The sequence below is a fragment of the Mucilaginibacter sp. CSA2-8R genome, from assembly GCF_038806765.1.
Lineage (GTDB): Bacteria > Bacteroidota > Bacteroidia > Sphingobacteriales > Sphingobacteriaceae > Mucilaginibacter.
In genome coordinates this window covers 1,920,255-1,939,013 of the sequence record NZ_CP152389.1, presented here as the reverse complement: position 1 = coordinate 1,939,013, position 18,759 = coordinate 1,920,255, and the positions used below count along the sequence as shown (strand labels likewise).

The following is an 18,759-nucleotide window of genomic DNA, read 5'->3' as shown; positions in this document are numbered from 1 at the left end:
AAATAATAAAGGCCTGACATTAAACTGTCGGGCCTTTGTTATTTTTGAGCCATGTTAAGCCTACGTCAATTATTCTTAGCCAACAACGCACAAACTACTGATTTCCCGCTAATGCTAGAGTTTGAACGTGCGGAGGGCGTGTATATGTATGATGTAGCAGGCAACGCCAATATGGATTTAATTTCGGGTATTGGCGTAAGCAACATTGGGCACAATCACCCGGAGGTAATTAGCGCTATTAAGCAACAGTTAGATAAATACATGCACCTGATGGTGTATGGCGAATATGTACAAACGCCGCAAGTGCGCTTTGCCGAAAAACTCACTTCACTTCTGCCAGCTCAGCTACAATCTGTTTACTTTACTAACTCGGGTGCTGAAGGTATTGAGGGCGCCATGAAATTAGCTAAACGTTACACCGGCCGCCAGCATATGATTGCCTGCCATAACTCTTACCATGGCAGTACCCAGGGAGCACTGAGCATAATGGGTAATGAGGAATTTAAACAGGCCTACCGCCCACTATTACCAGGTATAAGTTTTATTCAATTTAATGACTCCAACGATTTACACAACATTAATAAAGACACGGCTTGCGTAGTAGTTGAAACAATACAAGGCGAAGCCGGCATCCGCGTACCTGATGTAGCGTATATGCAGGCTTTACGCCAACGGTGTACCGAAACCGGTACCATGCTCATATTAGACGAAAACCAAACTGCGTTTGGCCGTACCGGAAAACTGTTTGCCTTTGAGCATTTTAGTATTGTACCCGACATACTGGTTTTGGGTAAGGCTTTAGGTGGGGGTATGCCTTTAGGTGCCTTTATTGCCTCAACCAACATTATGGGTGCTCTTAAAAACAATCCGATTTTAGGACATATCACTACGTTTGGCGGGCATCCGGTATGTTGTGCCTCGGGCCTTGCATCGTTAAACGTCTTGTTAAACAATGGCTTTATTAATGAGGTACCAAATAAAGAAGCGCTTATCAAGCAGCTTTTAGTGCATCCAGCCATTAAAGCCATACGAGGCAAAGGCTTAATGCTTGCCGTAGAGTTTGAATCTTTTGAATTGAACAAGAGAATTATAGACGATTGTATAGCGCAAGGCGTAATAACCGATTGGTTTTTACATTGCAGTAATGCCATGCGTATCGCGCCACCGTTAATTATAACCAAAGAGCAGATAAACCATGCCTGCGAGGTCATATTAAGGGCTGTTAATAAATCGCTATAACAAAGCAACTGAAATTTATATTCCTATGTTCTTAATGTGACAGGGCTATATTGATAACTTTTTGATAAGTCGCGGATGCCCTGTACTGACCATGCTTAGTGTATTCAAAACACCTTTTTCAGTTTTATTTGGTATGGTTTATGTACTAAACGTCAAGATTTGATACAGATCTAGAACAATGTGGCCAAAAGGCGTGTTTACGAATTGAAGTGTTCTAATTAGTATGCACCTATGTGTATTAAAAGTGTTATCTTATCCGTTCTAACTTTAACAATATTATATACCATCTCCTATTATATATTAAAAAAATGAAAATTGCCTACATCTCCACCTATCCGCCCCGCGAATGCGGAATTGCAACATTTAACCAAAGCCTGATGCGTGCTATTAACGCTAACTACCCAAACCGGAAAACTCTTTCTGAAGGTGGTTTTGTAGTAGCCGTAAACGACACGGTTGATTTGCAAGAATATGAGTATCCGCAGGAGGTTAAGTACGTGATACGGCAAAACCACCAGAAAGATTATATCAGAGCTGCCAATTACATCAACACCAGCGAAGCCGATGTTTGCATCTTAGAACACGAATTTGGCATTTACGGAGGCGAAAGCGGTATTTACATCTTGCCGCTGTTAAACCGTTTGGAAAAGCCACTTATCTCCATTTTACATACCGTATTGCGCGAACCAAGTTATGTACAGCGCATCATTGTTAGGGAAATTGCCGAACAATCGTCAAAAATTGTGGTGATGAGTAAAAGAGCGGTAGAATTCTTAACTACGATTTACGAAATCCCTCTCGAAAAAATTCAGATTATTGAGCATGGTGTACCTGACCTGGAGCAGCCGGAAGTTAACCCGGTTAAAAGCATCAGCTCATTCAAAAACAAAAAGGTGCTGCTTACCTTCGGTTTAATTAGCCGTAATAAAGGTTTAGAGGTAGTAGTAAAGGCATTACCTAAAATAGTTGCCAAGCACCCCGACGTAATGTATGTGGTGTTAGGTAATACCCATCCAGGCGTGGTAAAGCACTCTGGCGAAGAGTATCGGGAATATTTGAAATCGCTGGCTGTTCAATTAAAAGTATCAAATAACCTTACGTTCATCAACAAATTTGTAACCGAAGAGGAATTGATTAACTATTTAACAGCAGCTACGGTTTATGTTACACCTTACCTTAACGAAGCTCAAATTACAAGCGGTACCTTATCTTATGCCGTAGGCTCGGGCGCAGCGGTAGTATCTACACCATACTGGCACGCAACCGAGTTACTAGATAATAACCGCGGCCGCTTATTCGATTTTAAAGATGCCGAATCTTTGGCTGAAACTGTAAATGATTTACTTGACAACGAAGACAAACTGCACGAAATTAAAGAGAACGCATACGAATACGGTTTACACCTGCGTTGGCCTGTAGTAGGCTCTGAGTATATTAGAGTAGCACAAGAATCTTGCGGTCGTCATGATTTTAGAGATAAAATTTTACGTAACAGTATTGTTGACCCTGAAATTATGCCGGCTTTCAATCTGGCACACGTGCTACGCTTAACTGACGATACAGGTATAGTACAACATGCTAAGTTTGGTATACCCAATTTAAAAGAGGGATACTGCCTGGATGATAATGCCCGCGCATTAATTATGGCCCTGATGGCCTACCAACGCAATAAAAGCCCTGAAGCATTTAAGTTGCTGCCTATCTATTTAAGCTACATACACTATATGCAGACTGATGATGGTAACTTCCGCAACTTCTTGAGCTTTGATCGCCGTTATTTAGATGAAGTAGGTTCTGAGGATTCATTTGGCCGCACTATTTGGGCACTTGGATACTTAATTGGTTGCGCAGCACATAACTCTTACCGCGAGTTTGCCATGGAGCTGTTCCACCGCTCGTTCCCGCACTTTAAAACGTTAACACACATCAGAGGAATGGCTAATACCGTTATCGGTATTTCTCTGTACCTGAAAGCTATCCCTACAGACGAAGGTATGGTTAACGAGCTGGTGCGAATGACTCAGCCATTAATCGATGCCTACGATAAAACGTCATCTGCCGACTGGCATTGGTTTGAGGAAGTGATGACTTACGATAATGCCATCTTACCGTTAGCACTGTTACACTCATATGAGATAACAAGCAACGAAAGAGTTAAAGAGATTGCCTTAGAGTCAATGGCATTTTTAGATAAACTAACGCTTTCTAACGGTTACTTAAGTCCGATTGGAAATGACGGCTGGTATTACCGTGGTGGTACCTTCCCAACTTTTGATCAACAGGCTATCGAGACTATGGCCATGGTGCTAATGCACTTCCAGGCGTATGAAACCCTGCGTCAACCGGAATATATCGAGAAGTTGTTCTTGAGCTACAAATGGTTTTTGGGTGAAAACACACTGCGTGCGCCGTTATACGACCATGAAACTAAAGGATGCTGCGATGGTTTGATGCCTACTGGTATTAACCGTAATCAGGGTGCAGAAAGTACATTAGCTTACATGATTTCGCATTTAACTGTGTTGAAAGCATTTGAGTTGGAGTACGAGTATAACAAAGTTGGACAGAAAGTAGAGATTTGTTAATGAGGGTTGCCGTACTTTCGCCCGTTGCCTGGCGCACACCGCCCAGGCACTATGGGCCATGGGAACAGGTAGCATCAAATATTGCTGAAGGAATGGTAAATAAGGGGGCGGAAGTCACCTTGTTTGCCACCGGCGATTCTTTGACGCAGGGCAAACTGGAATCAGTTTGTGCTACCGGCTATGAAGAAGACCGGACGCAGGATGCCAAAGTGTTAGAATGCCTGCACATCAGTAACCTGATGGAAAAGGCTGACCAGTTTGATTTGATTCATAATAATTTTGACTTTTTACCGCTTACGTATTCGGGATTGATTAAAACGCCGGTAATTACTACGATACACGGTTTTTCGTCGCCGCGGATAATCCCGGTGTATAAAAAGTATAACGCAACATCGCATTATGTGTCAATCAGTAATGCCGATCGCAGTACCGACTTAGATTATTTGGCTACCGTATATAACGGATTAAATGTTAATGAATTCGCTTTTAATGCTCAGCCGGATGATTACCTAATTTACTTTGGCCGTATTCATCATGATAAGGGGGCAGCTGAGGCTATCCAAATTGCGAAGCAAACCAACCGTAAGTTATTGATTGCAGGCATTATTCAGGATGCTAACTACTATCGAGAAAAGGTAGAACCGTTTATTGACAACGAGCAAATTGTATATGTAGGCCATGCAGGACCGGAAAAAAGGCAGGAATTGTTAGGCAAGGCCGCTGCATTGCTCCATCCTATTAATTTTAATGAGCCTTTTGGCATGAGTGTAGCCGAAGCTATGCTGTGCGGAACACCGGTAATCGCTTTTAATAGAGGATCGATGCCTGAATTGATTAAGGATCAAGAAACAGGCTTTTTGGTAAATACTATTGATGAGGCTGCTGACGCTGTATCAAGCCTCAACCATATTAATCGTCAAAACTGCCATGATTGGGCTAAAGCGAATTTCTCCAGCGAGAAAATGGTAGACGATTACTATCGCCTTTATCAGCAAATTCTTACGTAACTAAATAAGATAATCATTAAAAGCAGAAAGGGCTTGCCAAACTGGCAAGCCCTTTCTGCTTTTATACCTTTAATAGCTTAAATGCCATCCTCTTTCAGTTGATTGAGCAAGGTTTTCAAATTAACCTCAGCAAATGAAGAAGAGTAATCTGATAAACCATAAGGGATAATCAGTTTGTCGTTATGCACTATCGAACCGCAAGAGTAAATTACGTTTGGTACATAGCCCTCGCGCTCGTCGCTGTTCGGAATAAGCAACGGCTCTTTTAAGCGGCCAATCTCAACGCCCGGATCGTCCAATTTAAGTAAGCTGGCACCCAGCACATATTTACGCATTGGCCCCACACCATGGGTTATCACCAACCAGCCGTCCTCGGTTTCTATAGGCGAACCACAGTTACCAATCTGGATGAATTCCCAGCTAAATTTTGGTTTTTGTAACAGTTGGGGATCTTCCCAGATGTTAATCTTGTCTGAATACATGATGTAGTTATTGCAGCCATCAATACGCGACATCATTACATACTTACCATTGATTTTACGCGGGAACAGTGCCAGGTTTTTATTTTGCGAACCAGCACCGTACAGCGGCATAATACGGAAGTTAATAAAATCATTGGTCTGCAACAGCTTAGGCATAATTAAGGCACCATCATAAGCTGTATAAGTTGCGTAATATGACCAGCTGCCGTCTTCGTTAATAAACTTAACAAAACGGGCATCCTCGATGCCTTTACGCTCGTACTCAGAAATCGGGAAAATGACACGATCGGATATATCAGTATCCAGAGAGAATACAATTTCGTAATAAGAATCGGCCAGCCAAAGCACTTTGTCGTATTCCAGTTTAGTCAAACCATCTTCGTGCAGCTTTTGGGAGTCCAGAATCAGTCGACGCAGGTTCGAATATTCAAAATGATGGTCAAGCTTTTCTTCCAGTTCTCTTAATACATCGATATTAATCTGGGTAGTAACTGCTTTCTCAAAAAACAGCTTTTTATTATAAACCGCATTACGTACAATTTCGGCCTCGTCAATGTAGTTACCGGCCGGTAGTACAGTAATGTTGTTGTATTTATCAAATAAAGCACGGCGGAAAGTGATAGACGAAATGTGCCCCTCACCTACTGCTCTGAAGCTCATAATCACGCGGCGTTCGCCCTCTTCCAAATCGCTTTGATCAGGGTCATCTATTATTGATGGGTTAAAAAACGCGGCAGACTCGATAGAGTACTCATGTGTAAAGTAAGAGCCGATCAGTAACTTACGATAAACAGAGAGCGCATCAAAATCGATACCCAACTCGTCAAATAAGTCTTTCAACTTAGCACAGTGGCGATTAAGTACGCGGGTTATGTTTCGATGCCTGGAAGAGTACTCCTGTAGTAATGGCGAAATAAGGCCGAATACTTTATCTTCATCAACAGCCATTACGCGCTGTATCACTTCTTTTGACCGCTCGTTACCATTAAAGAAAAATCGGGCAATAACGCGCTTTGAATCAGGATTTACTTTTACAGCTTTACGCTCGATAGAAAGTCTCATACGGGAATTAATAGTTATATTTAGTATCAGCTAAATTTATCAGTATGCTGTATAAAAATTGATGTCAACTGATAAATCTAATGAATCCTATTGTACACAAATTATACGGGCCTATAGTTTTATATTTTTGATATTCGTGGTTAATTGGCAACTATTTTGCCATTGTATAATTATTAGTAAGGCAAATTGTATAATCGACACAAATTAAATTACCTTGTTGCGTTTCACTAAATAAGCTCTGAGCAGATTGTTATAACCATCATGCAGACTGGCATCCACCAACTCTACCTGATATTGTGCACATTTCAATTCTAACTCGTGGCGGTATTGCTGCAGTGCCGACTGGTAGCTTTCGCGTACCCGGCCCGGATGTACCTTTACTTCTTCGCCACTTTCCATATCAATAAAGTGGTGCGGGCGGTTGTCAAAACTAAAGTCAACCTCGTGCTGCCGGTCGTTCACATTAAAAATAATAACCTCGTGCTTGTTATAACGTAAGTGCTGCAGAGCGGCAAACAACGCTTGTGTTTTTTCGGCGTTCATACTATTTTCCAGCATATCACTAAAAATGATGATCATCGAGCGCTGATGCACCTCTTCAGCAATATGGTGGATGACGTTGCTCAAATTAGTATGTGCATTACTTTTAGGCTGATGATAGGCCTTATCCAGCTCAGCAAACAAATAAAACAGATGCGTTGAGGTGGAGCGGGCGGCACTAAGCCAATCAATTGCTTCTGAAAATAGCCCTAAGCCAAATGCATCACGTTGTTTTTTGAATAAATACATCAGTGACGCTATGGCATATACCGAAAACTGCAGCTTACTCATCCCCTTTTGCGGATAGTTCATGGAGGATGAAGTGTCAAGCAAAAGATAACATCGCAGATTGGTTTCTTCTTCAAACTGTTTAACAAACAACTTGTCTGTTTTGGCGAAGAGCTTCCAGTCAATGTTTTTAACCGATTCGCCGTTGTTATATAAACGGTGCTCAGCAAACTCTACAGAAAAGCCATGGAAGGGACTTTGATGCAACCCGGTAATAAAACCTTCAACCACCTGCCGGGCCAGCAACTCGAGGTTAGCCAGCTGGCGTATGTCCTGATTAGTGTTTAACTGGGCCATTGGGTGCTAATGTAAAATAAAAAAAGCGCTACCGAAACCGATAACGCTCTTTTACCATTTTTATTGGCAAGCCTTAGGCCAGTTGTTTAACTAACTTTTCGGTTAACACTGACTTTGGCACTGCACCAATTTGTTTATCTACAATCTGACCGTCTTTGAAGAATAAAAGTGCAGGAATGTTACGGATACCGAACTTCATAGATACGCCGGGATTGTTATCAACGTTTACTTTTCCAACAATAGCCTGGCCATCATATTCTTTAGCGATTTCTTCAACCACCGGACCTACCATACGACATGGGCCACACCATTCTGCCCAAAAATCAACTAATACTGGTTTATCTGATTTTAACACTAATTCTTCAAAGTTAGCGTCAGTAATTTCTACAGCCATGATTTAAATGTTTATGTTTTAACAAATATAGAATAATCAAATAGCTTGCCACAAGTTGCCCATGACAATCTGACAAATAAATTACGGGGTTAAATTACCGTTTAACTACAATCATCGTACAGTACCCTTTTTAATAAATGCAATTAGACAAGCATGATATACTGTTTGCTTTCGCCCCATTTTACTTATAGCATCCTTTAGTTGTTAACCAAAATTTAAAGAAAGCCTAATTATAAGTTTATATCTCTAATTTACTTTTATAAAAATACCATAGAACTATGAATTCTACATTGGAAATAACAGACCGCGAATTTTTAATAAAGCTTGACCGTAAAAAGTTTAACGTGTCTTTCGTCCGTTCTTTGCTCAAAATGGTTGAGTTTTGCAATCCGTCTGATGATGAAGTAGCTGTGACAGATCGTTTTAGAGATGTCGGTTATGTTGGCAGTACCGAACCTGAATATTTTAGCAGCATTGACGAAAAATAAAGGCCTGAATATTTCTATTCAAGCCTTTATTTAATTTATTTCTTTTCCTGCTGGTTTAGAAGTTACGGTAACCGCCACGTTGTACCTGCTGCTTATCCATTTGAGCCATCTGGCCTTTCATCATCTTAATCTGATCAGCCAGTAACTTATTCTTATCGTCTTTAGCGGCCTCAGTTAAATACTGCTGAGCTTCGCGTTTGTTACGCTTAGCCATGGCTATACCTGCTAAGCTTAACTTGGCCAGGGCCGTGTTGTGCGACATGGTCATGCCCAAAGTAATAGCCTTTTTAAAATACTTTTCTGACTTTAAAGGCGCTTTGCGCGACTCTATCAAACCCAGTAATAAGTTGTAATATCCGTGCTGACCCTTAAATAACTGTTTTTCGTAGTCGGTTATTTTTAATAACCATTTTTCGGCTTCATCGGAGTTTTCTTTACGCAGGTAAAATTGTGCAATCAGCATATTCTCGTTAAAGAAGTATGTAGCCAGTATTAAACCGCCTATTAGAAACACCAGTATACCCCATCCCCAAAAACCAAACCCACATAAGGCAACGCCCGCACCCATTACTACACAGGCAATTACTAACCGAACAATATTTGACATCGTTTGTACTTTTGTAATAAAGTGCAAATATCCGTTTATTTATACGCTTAAGCAATTAACCGAACAAAAAATTATATGGCTGTTGAGATAGAAGCCTCCTGGCTCAAAATACTTCATGATGAGTTTGAAAAAGACTACATGATTAAGCTTAAACAATTTTTAAAAGAAGAAAAAGATGCGGGCCATAAGGTATATCCAAAAGGCAGCGATATTTTTTACGCTTTTAACCATACGCCATTTGATAACCTGAAAGCAGTAATACTAGGCCAGGACCCATATCATGGCGCTAACCAGGCATTCGGTCTTTCGTTTGCCGTACAAAAGGGTATCACCGTGCCGCCATCGTTAAAAAATATATATAAAGAACTGCAAACAGATGTTTCGGGTTTTACTATACCCAACCACGGCGACCTCACCAAATGGGCAGACCAAGGCGTGCTGTTATTAAACGCTACGCTTACCGTGCAGGCGGGCAAACCAGGCTCGCATCAAAAAAAGGGCTGGGAGATTTTTACGGATACGGTTATCCGCAAAATATCTGAAGAAAAAGAGGGCGTGGTATTTTTGTTATGGGGCAAGTTTGCGCAGGCTAAATCAGAGCTGATTGATGATCAAAAACATTATATACTAAAAGCAGCTCATCCCTCACCTTACTCAGCCGATAATGGCTTTTTTGGATGCAAGCATTTTAGCAAAACCAACGCACTGCTCAGTTCGCAGAACAAGACACCTATCGACTGGCAGATTGAGTAGTAAAGCAGCTTGTTGGCTACTAACAAAATCTCAGGCTCAAACTGCCGGTTTATAAATCAAATTTGTTGCACACAAAAGCGTTACCGGCTGGTTATTGATATGCATTTACCGATATAAAATATTTATAATTATGGATAGCATTAATCAGCAACAACCTGAAGATAACTTAAAAAACCTGCAGGGCGAAGAAGCCAAACAGAAAATTAAAGAATTAGCTGAAAAAGCTGAAACCTGTTTTTTTTGTTCTAACATCAAAACTGGTGTACCTTTTTCAACCCGCCCTATGTCTGCGCAAAAGATAGACGATGACGGTAACTTTTGGTTTTTAAGCTCAGACGACAGCCATAAAAACGAAGAGATTTCGCATGACCCATTTGTACACCTGCTGTTTCAAGGTTCGGCACATTCTGACTTTTTAAACATCTACGGCATTGCCGAGATAAGTAAAGACAAAGAAAAAATTAAAGAGCTTTGGCAACCGATATTAAAAACCTGGTTTACCGGAGGCGAAGACGATCCGCGCATCACCGTAATTAAGGTAGAACCAAGCGAAGGTTATTACTGGGATAATAAACATGGCAACGCCATAGCTTTTGTTAAGCAAGCCGCCGGTGCAGTTTTAGGTAAAACTCTGGATGATTCTATTGAAGGCAAGCTGGATATAGATTAACACCATTGCATTTAAATTAAAAGCCCCGGCGTTGGACAAAACCAGCATCGGGGCTTTTAATTTTTACTATTATACTATAGTAATTTGTAAACAAAATTGTGTTAAATGTAACAGGCATAATATTCAAAAAATTTGCAACATTTATACCGTTATAACAGCATTACATGAAGTACATTGTAAATAAGCATCCGGCAGCCATACGGTGGTTTCATTGGATTAACTTTCCGTTGCTGGCGATCATGATATGGAGTGGGCTGCTGATTTACTGGGCTTACGACCCTTATGCTATTAAATTATTTGGGCATACTTTATTTAAGTTTTTCCCCGAGTGGTTTTATCAGAAGTATCATATTAAACGAAGGCTGGCCGAGGGTATGGCCTTTCACTTTGTATTTATGTGGCTCTTCGCCATCAATGGGTTGCTGTACGTTTTGTATACAGCCATCTCGGGCGAATGGCGATACTTGTTGCCTAAAAGATCGTCATGGCGCGAAGCCTGGCTGGTATTGTTACACGATTTGCATTTACGCAAAACTGCACCACCGCAAAACAAATACAATGCGGCCCAACGAATAGCTTATACTGCTGTAATCGTTATGGGTGCAGGTTCGTTACTTACCGGGCTGGCTATTTACAAACCTGCTCAGTTATACTGGCTGGTATGGTTGTGCGGCGGTTATAAAACGGCACGGCTTATTCATTTTACATTAACCATTTTATACTGCCTGTTTTTTGTGATTCATATTGTGCAGGTAATTTTAGCCGGGTGGCAAAACTTTATCAGCATGGTGCGGGGCTTTGAGGTAACTGATGCATCAACGGCAAAAATTATAGCTAAAAGAGACAACGACGATGGAAATGCCTGAAAACACAGACCAACAACAGCCCAAAGAGGTAGAATTGTTTGATGCACGTAAAGCAAATCGGCGCACTTTTATATCATCTTTAACGCTGCTGGCCGGCGGTGCTTTTGCTTATTGGAGTTGGGATAAGTTGTATCACGCCCCTAAAGAAACAGCCGCCGATGCTACCGCAGGCGCCCGTGCCCCTTTAAGAAAGTTTTTAGACATCAACGGCGAATTAGCCGAAAGTGCTGTAAGCCCGGATCATTTATCTAAGACATATCCCAAAATCATGGCGGCTAAAAAGCCCCGGGTAAACGGCGACATTGGTATTAAGGGAAACGCCGTTGAGGACTGGGCATTAACCGTTTATAAAAACACCTCCGAAAGCTTTAAAATCACCCTGGACGAATTCAAGAAACTACCCAAAACTGAGTTTGCATTTGAATTTAAATGCGTGGAAGGCTGGAGCCAGATTAGCCATTGGGGGGGCGTCAAATTCAGTGATTTTGTAAAACATTATAATCTGACTGAACAATCAACCATGGCGTACGTGGGGATGAACACTCCCGACAAAAAATACTATGTTGGTATTGATATGCCGAGCGCTATGCACCCGCAAACGCTGCTTTGTTACGAAGTTAGCGGGCAGCCGTTACCACCTGAGCATGGTGCGCCTTTGCGGCTCATCATCCCTACCAAATACGGCATCAAGAACTTAAAGCGGATTGGCAATATATTTTTCAGTAACGAGCGCCCACCCGATTACTGGGCCGAACTGGGGTATGATTACTTTTCGGGATTGTAGGTTTTGTGGCAACAAAAAAGCCATTTGCTGAGCAAATGGCTGGAAGAATATTTTAACACACTGGCTTAACTCTAAACATCCGCCAGGTATTTGTGAACAAAGCTAATAGCCATGGAACCTTCGCCTACGGCAGAGGCAACCCGGTTCATGGCTCCGGCCCGTACATCACCGGCGGCAAATATGCCGGGGCAACTGGTTTCGAGCAGATAAGGGTCACGTTTTAATTTCCAGTTTTTGGCAAAGCCTTCGCGTCCGTTCAAATCACGGCCGGTTTCTATAAAATTCCCTTTGTTTTTGATGATGCCCATCTGTACCCAATCGGTATAAGGCTTGGCGCCGATAAAGATGTAAAGCGCGGTTGCCTTTTCAGTAACCGTTTCGCGGGTGTTTACATTGACGAGTGTCAGTTCTTCCAGGCAATTATGGCCTTTAGCTTCAATCACCTCTGTGTAAGGTAATATGGTGATATTTGGCGTGTTGGCAATCTGCTCAATTAAATAAGCCGACATAGTTGCTTCCAAACTCTCACGACGGATAACAATGTTTACCTGTTTAGCAAATTTAGACAGATACATAGCCGCCTGTCCGGCCGAGTTGCCTCCGCCAATGATATATACAGGCTTGTCTTTACATGCCGCGGCCTCCGTCATGGCGGCACCATAATATATACCGGCACCGGTAAACTGGTCTATTCCGGGCACTTCCAATTTCCGGTAATCTACCCCGGTAGTGATGACGATTGAACGGCTGATGATTTCAGATCCATCATCTAAAATAATATACTTATACCCTTCGCGCTCCTGAATGTCGTGTACCGTTCGGGGCGATAAAAACTCCGCACCTAAACGCCTGGCTTGACTAATAGCGCGATGTGTTAAGTCGGCGCCACTCAAACCAGCCGGAAAACCTAAATAGTTTTCTATACGAGAGCTTGACCCAGCCTGACCGCCCGGCGCTTTACGCTCAATCAATAGGGTACGTAAACCTTCGGACGCACCGTAAACTGATGCAGCTAATCCGGCAGGGCCTGCACCAATAATCACCACGTCGTAAATCTGGTTAGTTAGCTGTGGGCTAATACCCAATTTTTCGGCAATCTGGTTAATCGTTGGTCGTTGCTGGCAGGTACCATCTTCATAAATTATTACCGGCAAGTTATCGTTAGTTAATTTATTAACGGCAAATAGTTTTTTTGCCTCTTCGTTACGCTCTACATCCAGCCATTGGTATGGGATGAGGTTACTGCTCAGGTAATCTTTAACTACGTGCGATTGCGGCGAAAATTGATAACCCATTAACTTAATACCCTTAAATTCCGGTGTATAATCCACATGCCAGTCGTCCAGCAAATCATTAATCACCGGGTATAGCTTATCCTCGGGCGGATCCCAAGGCTTCATTAAGTAATAGTCCAGCTGCACATCATTAATGGCCTTGATGGCGGCGTCAGTATCTGAATATGCAGTTAATAATACCCGCTTAGCGTTAGGATATATCTGCATGGCTTTTTGTAAAAAATCTACGCCGGGCATTTCGGGCATGCGCTGATCGCTGATGAACAAGGCCACCACGTCGCCTGCGTTTTTCATTTCCACCAACGTTTCCAACGCTTCGTTGGCCGACTCGGTGTTTATAATCTTATATTCTTTACCGTATTGCTGCCGCAAATCGCGGGTAATGGCTCGCAATACCTGTACATCGTCATCAATAGCAATTATTATAGGGCGACTCATAACATCTTTTTTATTTAAGGATTGACTTAGCGATTGTTAATAGGTATACAAATAACAAATTCGGTGTGCCCCGGTTGGCTGTTCACTTTAATGGAGCCGTGGTGCTGCTGCTTAATAATACGCTGTACAACCTCAAGCCCCATACCCGTACCTTTGCCCATTGATTTGGTAGTAAAAAATGGATCGAAGATGCGGTTTTGGATTTCGTCGGGGATGCCCGGACCATCATCCGCGATAATGACCTCAGCATAGTCGCGGTCTTTTCGGGTTTTTATAGTTAGGGTGCCGCCGCTGTTTACTTCCATAGCATCAATGGCATTATCAATCAGGTTAGTCCAAACCTGGTTAAGCTCTCCTACCAACATGTTAACGGGCGGCAATGCGGCATCATACTGCTCCACTACTTTTATCTTGCTCTCCTTTAATTTATGCCCCAACATAGTAAGCGTATTGCGCAAGCCGGTCTCGACGGGGGTAAATTGCTTGTCTTGTCCCCTATCCATGTGGGTAAAGGTTTTTATTGAAGTAATTAAGGAAGCGATACGTTGCGAAGCATCATGAATATCTGCAACCATTTTAGCCGACAGCAAGGTATCATGTATCCACTCAAATACTGGCGTTGCAGCTTCAGCAGTCATATGGCGGCAAATACTGCCTAAGTCGTCTATACTAAATCCATAACTTACCAGGTTTTCAGCAATCTCATCGGGGTTGGCGATCTGGTAGTCGTCCAGCCATTCGGCCATGTCACTTTCCAGTTGACTGCGCTCGCGCAGGCTTAAACGGATAGTATTATCACGGTCTAAAATACGAGTAATTTCCGCCTTCACCATACCAATACGGTCAGCATCCATATGTACAGCTACCAGTTTGGCAAACAAGTCGGGTTGCGATTGCAAATGTTTTTTTAATGAGGCTGCATTACGTACAATAGATGATGCCGGATTGTTTAGCTCGTGTGCCAAGCCGGCCGAAAGCTTACCTAAGGCCATCATTTTTTCGTTCTGCTGCATCATAGCAGTTGAGTCGCGTACCCGGTTACTCATGATGCTTACCAATGCCTGGGTAAGCTCATAATAAGTTTTAATGAGTTCAGGACATTGATCAACCGGAAGCGTCATGATTAAGGTTTTCCCCACAGCCACCCCATCACCAAAAGCTATTTTGCCTCTTGAGTAAGGTAAAAAGCCGGTAATTTCGCGCTCATGAAGGGTAACGAGTTCGGTGCGCACACCATTTTGCAGCCGATAAATGCGCAGCTTACCTAAAAAAATAAAGAAGGTACCACTCAGCGGCTCATCGCGTTTAAAGATATAGTCGCCGTCGTTTAAGTTCTGTAATACGCTATGATCTATCAGCCATTGCAGTTGCTCATCTGGTACTCCCTGCAACGCCTCGATTGTTTGTAACCAGCTTACCGTAACTTGCTCCATACTTAGAAAACTTAAAGTGCCTAAATATACAAATTACCCATACAATTGAACTAAGAGCTGTTGTTGCGTGGTGCATATATGCCAAAACAAACGAAGCCCGGCGCACTGCACCGAACTTTGTTTACTGGTAAATTTAAAATATGATAAAAAGCGATGTCCGTTCTTGTGGTAGCAGGTTGCGGCTGCGATGTCCTTTACCTGTGGTGTCTTCCATCAACAATATTTCGCCCTGTTCAAAACTTCGCTTTTCGCCCAGCGAAGTTTCAATTTCAACACCACCATTCAGCAATACAACAAACTGCTTTTGCGGGGCGTTGTGCCAATCGTCATACCCGGGCGGCACCTTTCTAAATATTACCTGGCTCACCGCCACCTTATCTGACAATGACCCGATCGGCCCGGCATCAGTTAAAGGGTATTCGAGCGCATCGAAATAGCTGTGCCCGCCGGGGCTGGTATAAACACGCGTTACTTTGAAAGTTTGCATAGCTATATTATTATTATTAAGCTAATAACCTGTTCCATTCCGGATGGCGCTTTAAATAAACCTGTACATAAGAACATAGCGGCACCAGTTTTAGTTGATGATCCTCAATGAAATGAAGAGCCTTGCTCACTATAGCCTCGGCACTACCCGTGCCCCTCAATGTTTCGGGCACCTCGGTATGAATGAGGTATATTTTATTGTCTTTGAGTTTATAATCTATAAACGCCAGTTGCCCCTTAACGGTTAGCTCAAAGTGATTTAAGGACTCATGGTTAACTAAAGGAATGCTGTCGAAGTTCATGATATTAGGCTTTAACTTACATTAATTTATACACCGTTAAGCAGACTTACCCGAGAGCAATTCGTTAGCCAATTCAATCTCGGGCATGGTAATGGTGTGTAGTCGGCCCGGATAAACTTTGAGCGTAACCTGCGCACCCAACTTCTGGAGTAAGGCTACACTTTCTTCTACCCGGTGCAGCGGCACATGCGGATCAGGGTTGCCGGTGGTAATTAACACCGGGGTATTCTCAAAATTTCCCTGATAACGTTCAGGCAATAACTCTTCGCCGATCAGTCCGCCGGTAAAGGCAATAGCGCCTCCATAGGCCTGCGCATTACGTGCAATGTATTCAAGCGTTAAACAAGCTCCCTGCGAAAACCCCATAAAGTAAATGCGATCAGCCGGTATTCCGTCCGCCTTAATTTTATTAACCAGTTGGTCAATCACGTCCAGTGCCGAACTTAACGCCGGTTGATTCTCATCTTCGGGCGCCATAAAGCTATATGGGTACCAGCTGTTATTAGTAGCTTCGGGAGCGTAAATAGCCAAACCCTCTGCATCCAGCTCTTGGGCTAGGCTAATTATGTTGACTGCCGTACCGCCGCGGCCGTGCAGCATTACCAGCGCCCCTTTGGCTTGTGCCGCCGGAGTGCCGGCTGTTTTATATTGAATGCTGTGTGTATACATAATTAAACCAATTTTGGTAAAGTAGTTTCGAGGGCGCTGCGGAACTGCTCGTATTGAGCGGGCAGTTTTAAATGAGTACCCAATTCGTTCACCGGCTCGTCTACACTAAAGCCCGGGTTATCGGTTGCCAATTCGAATAATACACCACCCGGTTCACGGAAGTATAGTGAGTAGAAATAGTTACGGTCAATCTTATCAGTAATGTGCAGACCTAAAGCTTCAATTTTTTTACGGTATTGCATTAATATCTCCTCATTTTTAACCCTGAAAGCCACATGGTGTACCGAGCCACCGGCTACATGCCCGGCATGTTCGCCGGGTACCTCAACCAGATCAACAATGTTGGCATTATCTACCGCATCAGTTACAAAACGGTAACGATTAACATGCTGCTCCAGTAAACGGTAACCAAATACACCGGTTAAAATATCGGCAGTAGGCTGCATTTTGTTGGTGGTAATAGTTACGCTATGGAAGCCTTTGGTCGCGTTTTCGGCTTTCACTTCCCCGGTCTCCCATGGTAAACGATTGTCTGCAGTTTTAGAGGCAATCAGTTCCAGTTTTAAACCGTCGGGGTCTAAAAAGGTTAAATAAGGCTCGCCAAATTTTTCGGCTACTTTATTATAGGTTACGTTGTGCTGTTCAAAGCGTTTAAGCCAAAAGTCAAAACTATTTTCGGGCACAGAATAACCAATTTCGGTAGCCTGACGGCTGCCCCTGCGACCGGCCATGATGTTTTCCCAAGGGAAGAAAGTTAAGATGCTTCCGGGCGTACCCTGCTCATCACCGTAGTACAAGTGGTAGGTTTCAGGGTCGTCAAAGTTTACTGTTTTTTTAACCAGGCGTAAGCCTAATATTTTAGCGTAGAAATTATAATTACGTTGGGCATTACCGGCAATAGCGGTGATATGATGAATGCCATTGATTGAATTTTCCATGGTGTTAAATTTTTGAATTTATGATGATGGTTTTGTGATTACTTAGTAAGCTTGGGTTTGTTGCTTAACTTTATCCCAGTTAGTTTGCAGGTACTTTATGCTCATGCATAAAAGCAGCCGATATCTGCATCGGACTACTATCCGGGAAACTTAAAGCGATGATGTGGGCAACTACTTTCATTGTTTTGTTATTTGATGATTCAAATGTCGGCACAACAGAACCGTTTACTCTTAACGTACATTAAGAAATGATTTTAGATATGTTTTTTCTTGATGTCCCTTATCTAAAACAAGCTTTACAAAATAAAAACGGCCCTGCCTTAATTAAAGCAGAGCCGTTTTAATATTTCAGTATGTTGTAATTACATCACTTTGATTTCTACCCTCCGGTTAAGGCTACGGCCTTCTTCGGATGTATTATTGGTTAAGGGTTTGCTTTCGCCCCAGCCTTTCACCTCAAGGTTACCGCCATTAATACCTGCGTTGGTTAAATATCCTTTCACCGCATTTGCTCGGTCTTCAGATAACGACTGGTTATGGGCAGCACTGCCCTCGGCTGAGGAGTGCCCGTTGATCATGAATTTGGCGTTCGGGTCTTTTTTCATCTCGGCTGCAATTTTGTCGAGCGTACCGTAAGAGCTTGTTTTTAACACGCCCGAGTTAAACTCGAACTGGATATTGCTAAAGTTAAAGTTTGGCTTTGCTGGAGGCGGAGCTGGTTCTTCTTTAGGCGTTTCTGCCGGTGCCGGCGGCGGTGGCGGAGGAGTAGCCGGTGCTGCCACTGCCGGCTCGGCAGGCTTAACTACGGCTTTTTTAGTTTTGCATGATGACACAGTTAAAGCAGTACATAAACCGGCCAGCAGAACAGCTTTTGTTGATAATTGCATAGGGATATAGTTTGCGTAAAATTAAAACTTATGGCTATGAAAACCACAAGTATATATTAGAGTAACGGCGCTTACAGCAATTTAATTGCAATTAATGCATAATTGCATCATCAAAGTTTACGGGCAAAATTTCGGCCGGTGAGTAAACATAAGCATCTTTATCTATTATTTATCAGATACTTATGAATAATAGATAAAGACGCTTAGTAGCTGCAAAAACTAAAAATGGAAACCTTGGAATTCCGGCAA

General features: G+C 42.6%; 19 protein-coding genes. 8 read left to right on the top strand and 11 right to left on the bottom strand.

From position 1 onward, the window contains the following. Window positions 1–51: 51 nt before the first annotated feature. The 3 genes from AAGR14_RS08290 to AAGR14_RS08280 all read left to right on the top strand — a co-directional run bounded on the left by AAGR14_RS08290 (window position 52) and on the right by AAGR14_RS08280 (window position 4,831). A complete protein-coding gene (locus tag AAGR14_RS08290) occupies window positions 52–1,239 on the top strand; it encodes an aspartate aminotransferase family protein (RefSeq protein ID WP_342648118.1) in 1,188 nt (395 codons plus the stop codon). 308 nt (window positions 1,240–1,547) lie between these two features. Beyond that, the gene (locus AAGR14_RS08285; protein WP_342648117.1) at window positions 1,548–3,824 is read left to right on the top strand and encodes a glycosyltransferase family 4 protein; all 2,277 of its coding nucleotides are present in this window, start codon (window positions 1,548–1,550) and stop codon (window positions 3,822–3,824) included. Next, window positions 3,824–4,831 carry a glycosyltransferase family 4 protein gene (locus AAGR14_RS08280; RefSeq protein ID WP_342648116.1) on the top strand — a complete coding sequence of 336 codons (1,008 nt, stop codon included), beginning with the start codon at window positions 3,824–3,826 and terminating at the stop codon, window positions 4,829–4,831. The genes AAGR14_RS08285 and AAGR14_RS08280 overlap by 1 nt, the downstream gene beginning before the upstream one ends. A gap of 77 nt (window positions 4,832–4,908) precedes the next feature. On the opposite strand, the gene AAGR14_RS08275 is transcribed toward AAGR14_RS08280, so the two are convergent. From AAGR14_RS08275 to trxA, 3 genes are all read right to left on the bottom strand, one after another. Further along, on the bottom strand, window positions 4,909–6,375 hold the full coding sequence (locus AAGR14_RS08275; RefSeq protein ID WP_342648115.1) for a glycoside hydrolase family 130 protein: 1,467 nt from the start codon (window positions 6,373–6,375) through the stop codon (window positions 4,909–4,911). A gap of 204 nt (window positions 6,376–6,579) precedes the next feature. Further along, complete coding sequence (locus tag AAGR14_RS08270) at window positions 6,580–7,500, bottom strand: DUF58 domain-containing protein (protein WP_342648114.1); 921 nt, start codon at window positions 7,498–7,500, stop codon at window positions 6,580–6,582. A 73-nt stretch (window positions 7,501–7,573) separates the two neighbouring features. Next, the gene (trxA, locus tag AAGR14_RS08265) at window positions 7,574–7,894 is read right to left on the bottom strand and encodes a thioredoxin (RefSeq protein ID WP_342648113.1); all 321 of its coding nucleotides are present in this window, start codon (window positions 7,892–7,894) and stop codon (window positions 7,574–7,576) included. 278 nt (window positions 7,895–8,172) lie between these two features. On the opposite strand from trxA, the gene AAGR14_RS08260 reads away from it, so the two are divergent. Beyond that, window positions 8,173–8,382: a hypothetical protein gene (locus tag AAGR14_RS08260; protein WP_342648112.1), complete on the top strand. Its 210-nt coding sequence runs from the start codon at window positions 8,173–8,175 to the stop codon at window positions 8,380–8,382. 55 nt (window positions 8,383–8,437) lie between these two features. Here AAGR14_RS08260 and AAGR14_RS08255 read toward each other — a convergent pair whose 3' ends face one another. Further along, window positions 8,438–8,989 carry a DUF2892 domain-containing protein gene (locus AAGR14_RS08255; RefSeq protein WP_342648111.1) on the bottom strand — a complete coding sequence of 184 codons (552 nt, stop codon included), beginning with the start codon at window positions 8,987–8,989 and terminating at the stop codon, window positions 8,438–8,440. Between the two features lie 75 nt (window positions 8,990–9,064). On the opposite strand from AAGR14_RS08255, the gene ung reads away from it, so the two are divergent. The 4 genes from ung to AAGR14_RS08235 all read left to right on the top strand — a co-directional run bounded on the left by ung (window position 9,065) and on the right by AAGR14_RS08235 (window position 12,062). Further along, entirely contained in the window at window positions 9,065–9,742 is a 678-nt protein-coding gene (gene ung, locus AAGR14_RS08250; protein WP_342648110.1) for a uracil-DNA glycosylase, read from the top strand. Between the two features lie 130 nt (window positions 9,743–9,872). Beyond that, window positions 9,873–10,412, top strand: coding sequence for a pyridoxamine 5'-phosphate oxidase family protein (locus tag AAGR14_RS08245; RefSeq protein ID WP_342648109.1), 540 nt, complete (start codon window positions 9,873–9,875; stop codon window positions 10,410–10,412). Between the two features lie 164 nt (window positions 10,413–10,576). Then, window positions 10,577–11,278: a cytochrome b/b6 domain-containing protein gene (locus AAGR14_RS08240; RefSeq protein ID WP_342648108.1), complete on the top strand. Its 702-nt coding sequence runs from the start codon at window positions 10,577–10,579 to the stop codon at window positions 11,276–11,278. Next, entirely contained in the window at window positions 11,265–12,062 is a 798-nt protein-coding gene (locus tag AAGR14_RS08235) for a molybdopterin-dependent oxidoreductase (protein ID WP_342648107.1), read from the top strand. The genes AAGR14_RS08240 and AAGR14_RS08235 overlap by 14 nt, the downstream gene beginning before the upstream one ends. A gap of 71 nt (window positions 12,063–12,133) precedes the next feature. Here the strand turns inward: AAGR14_RS08235 and AAGR14_RS08230 are convergent, their stop codons facing one another. The 7 genes from AAGR14_RS08230 to AAGR14_RS08200 form a co-directional block, all read right to left on the bottom strand. Beyond that, window positions 12,134–13,795 (bottom strand): FAD-dependent oxidoreductase, encoded by a 1,662-nt coding sequence (locus tag AAGR14_RS08230; RefSeq protein ID WP_342648106.1) that lies wholly within the window; start codon window positions 13,793–13,795, stop codon window positions 12,134–12,136. A 26-nt stretch (window positions 13,796–13,821) separates the two neighbouring features. Continuing rightward, window positions 13,822–15,228 (bottom strand): ATP-binding protein, encoded by a 1,407-nt coding sequence (locus AAGR14_RS08225; protein WP_342648105.1) that lies wholly within the window; start codon window positions 15,226–15,228, stop codon window positions 13,822–13,824. A gap of 133 nt (window positions 15,229–15,361) precedes the next feature. Then, window positions 15,362–15,715 (bottom strand): hypothetical protein, encoded by a 354-nt coding sequence (locus tag AAGR14_RS08220; RefSeq protein ID WP_342648104.1) that lies wholly within the window; start codon window positions 15,713–15,715, stop codon window positions 15,362–15,364. Between the two features lie 16 nt (window positions 15,716–15,731). Then, the gene (locus AAGR14_RS08215) at window positions 15,732–16,016 is read right to left on the bottom strand and encodes a GNAT family N-acetyltransferase (protein WP_342648103.1); all 285 of its coding nucleotides are present in this window, start codon (window positions 16,014–16,016) and stop codon (window positions 15,732–15,734) included. A gap of 36 nt (window positions 16,017–16,052) precedes the next feature. Further along, window positions 16,053–16,685 (bottom strand): dienelactone hydrolase family protein, encoded by a 633-nt coding sequence (locus tag AAGR14_RS08210; protein WP_342648102.1) that lies wholly within the window; start codon window positions 16,683–16,685, stop codon window positions 16,053–16,055. Between the two features lie 2 nt (window positions 16,686–16,687). Continuing rightward, on the bottom strand, window positions 16,688–17,623 hold the full coding sequence (locus tag AAGR14_RS08205) for a ring-cleaving dioxygenase (protein ID WP_342648101.1): 936 nt from the start codon (window positions 17,621–17,623) through the stop codon (window positions 16,688–16,690). 362 nt (window positions 17,624–17,985) lie between these two features. Beyond that, window positions 17,986–18,510 carry an OmpA family protein gene (locus AAGR14_RS08200; RefSeq protein WP_342648100.1) on the bottom strand — a complete coding sequence of 175 codons (525 nt, stop codon included), beginning with the start codon at window positions 18,508–18,510 and terminating at the stop codon, window positions 17,986–17,988. Between the last annotated feature and the right edge of the window lie 249 nt (window positions 18,511–18,759).

Bases quoted from the DNA above. Each gene is read 5' to 3' on its own strand.
- AAGR14_RS08260 (WP_342648112.1), top strand. From the start codon at position 8,173: ATGAATTCTACATTGGAAATAACAGACCGCGAATTTTTAATAAAGCTT.
- AAGR14_RS08255 (WP_342648111.1), bottom strand. From the start codon at position 8,989: ATGTCAAATATTGTTCGGTTAGTAATTGCCTGTGTAGTAATGGGTGCG.
- AAGR14_RS08200 (WP_342648100.1), bottom strand. From the start codon at position 18,510: ATGCAATTATCAACAAAAGCTGTTCTGCTGGCCGGTTTATGTACTGCT.
- AAGR14_RS08240 (WP_342648108.1), top strand. From the start codon at position 10,577: ATGAAGTACATTGTAAATAAGCATCCGGCAGCCATACGGTGGTTTCAT.
- AAGR14_RS08210 (WP_342648102.1), bottom strand. From the start codon at position 16,685: ATGTATACACACAGCATTCAATATAAAACAGCCGGCACTCCGGCGGCA.
- AAGR14_RS08220 (WP_342648104.1), bottom strand. From the start codon at position 15,715: ATGCAAACTTTCAAAGTAACGCGTGTTTATACCAGCCCCGGCGGGCAC.
- AAGR14_RS08230 (WP_342648106.1), bottom strand. From the start codon at position 13,795: ATGAGTCGCCCTATAATAATTGCTATTGATGACGATGTACAGGTATTG.
- trxA (WP_342648113.1), bottom strand. From the start codon at position 7,894: ATGGCTGTAGAAATTACTGACGCTAACTTTGAAGAATTAGTGTTAAAA.
- AAGR14_RS08290 (WP_342648118.1), top strand. From the start codon at position 52: ATGTTAAGCCTACGTCAATTATTCTTAGCCAACAACGCACAAACTACT.
- AAGR14_RS08280 (WP_342648116.1), top strand. From the start codon at position 3,824: ATGAGGGTTGCCGTACTTTCGCCCGTTGCCTGGCGCACACCGCCCAGG.
- AAGR14_RS08205 (WP_342648101.1), bottom strand. From the start codon at position 17,623: ATGGAAAATTCAATCAATGGCATTCATCATATCACCGCTATTGCCGGT.
- AAGR14_RS08270 (WP_342648114.1), bottom strand. From the start codon at position 7,500: ATGGCCCAGTTAAACACTAATCAGGACATACGCCAGCTGGCTAACCTC.
- AAGR14_RS08245 (WP_342648109.1), top strand. From the start codon at position 9,873: ATGGATAGCATTAATCAGCAACAACCTGAAGATAACTTAAAAAACCTG.
- AAGR14_RS08235 (WP_342648107.1), top strand. From the start codon at position 11,265: ATGGAAATGCCTGAAAACACAGACCAACAACAGCCCAAAGAGGTAGAA.
- AAGR14_RS08215 (WP_342648103.1), bottom strand. From the start codon at position 16,016: ATGAACTTCGACAGCATTCCTTTAGTTAACCATGAGTCCTTAAATCAC.
- ung (WP_342648110.1), top strand. From the start codon at position 9,065: ATGGCTGTTGAGATAGAAGCCTCCTGGCTCAAAATACTTCATGATGAG.
- AAGR14_RS08275 (WP_342648115.1), bottom strand. From the start codon at position 6,375: ATGAGACTTTCTATCGAGCGTAAAGCTGTAAAAGTAAATCCTGATTCA.
- AAGR14_RS08285 (WP_342648117.1), top strand. From the start codon at position 1,548: ATGAAAATTGCCTACATCTCCACCTATCCGCCCCGCGAATGCGGAATT.
- AAGR14_RS08225 (WP_342648105.1), bottom strand. From the start codon at position 15,228: ATGGAGCAAGTTACGGTAAGCTGGTTACAAACAATCGAGGCGTTGCAG.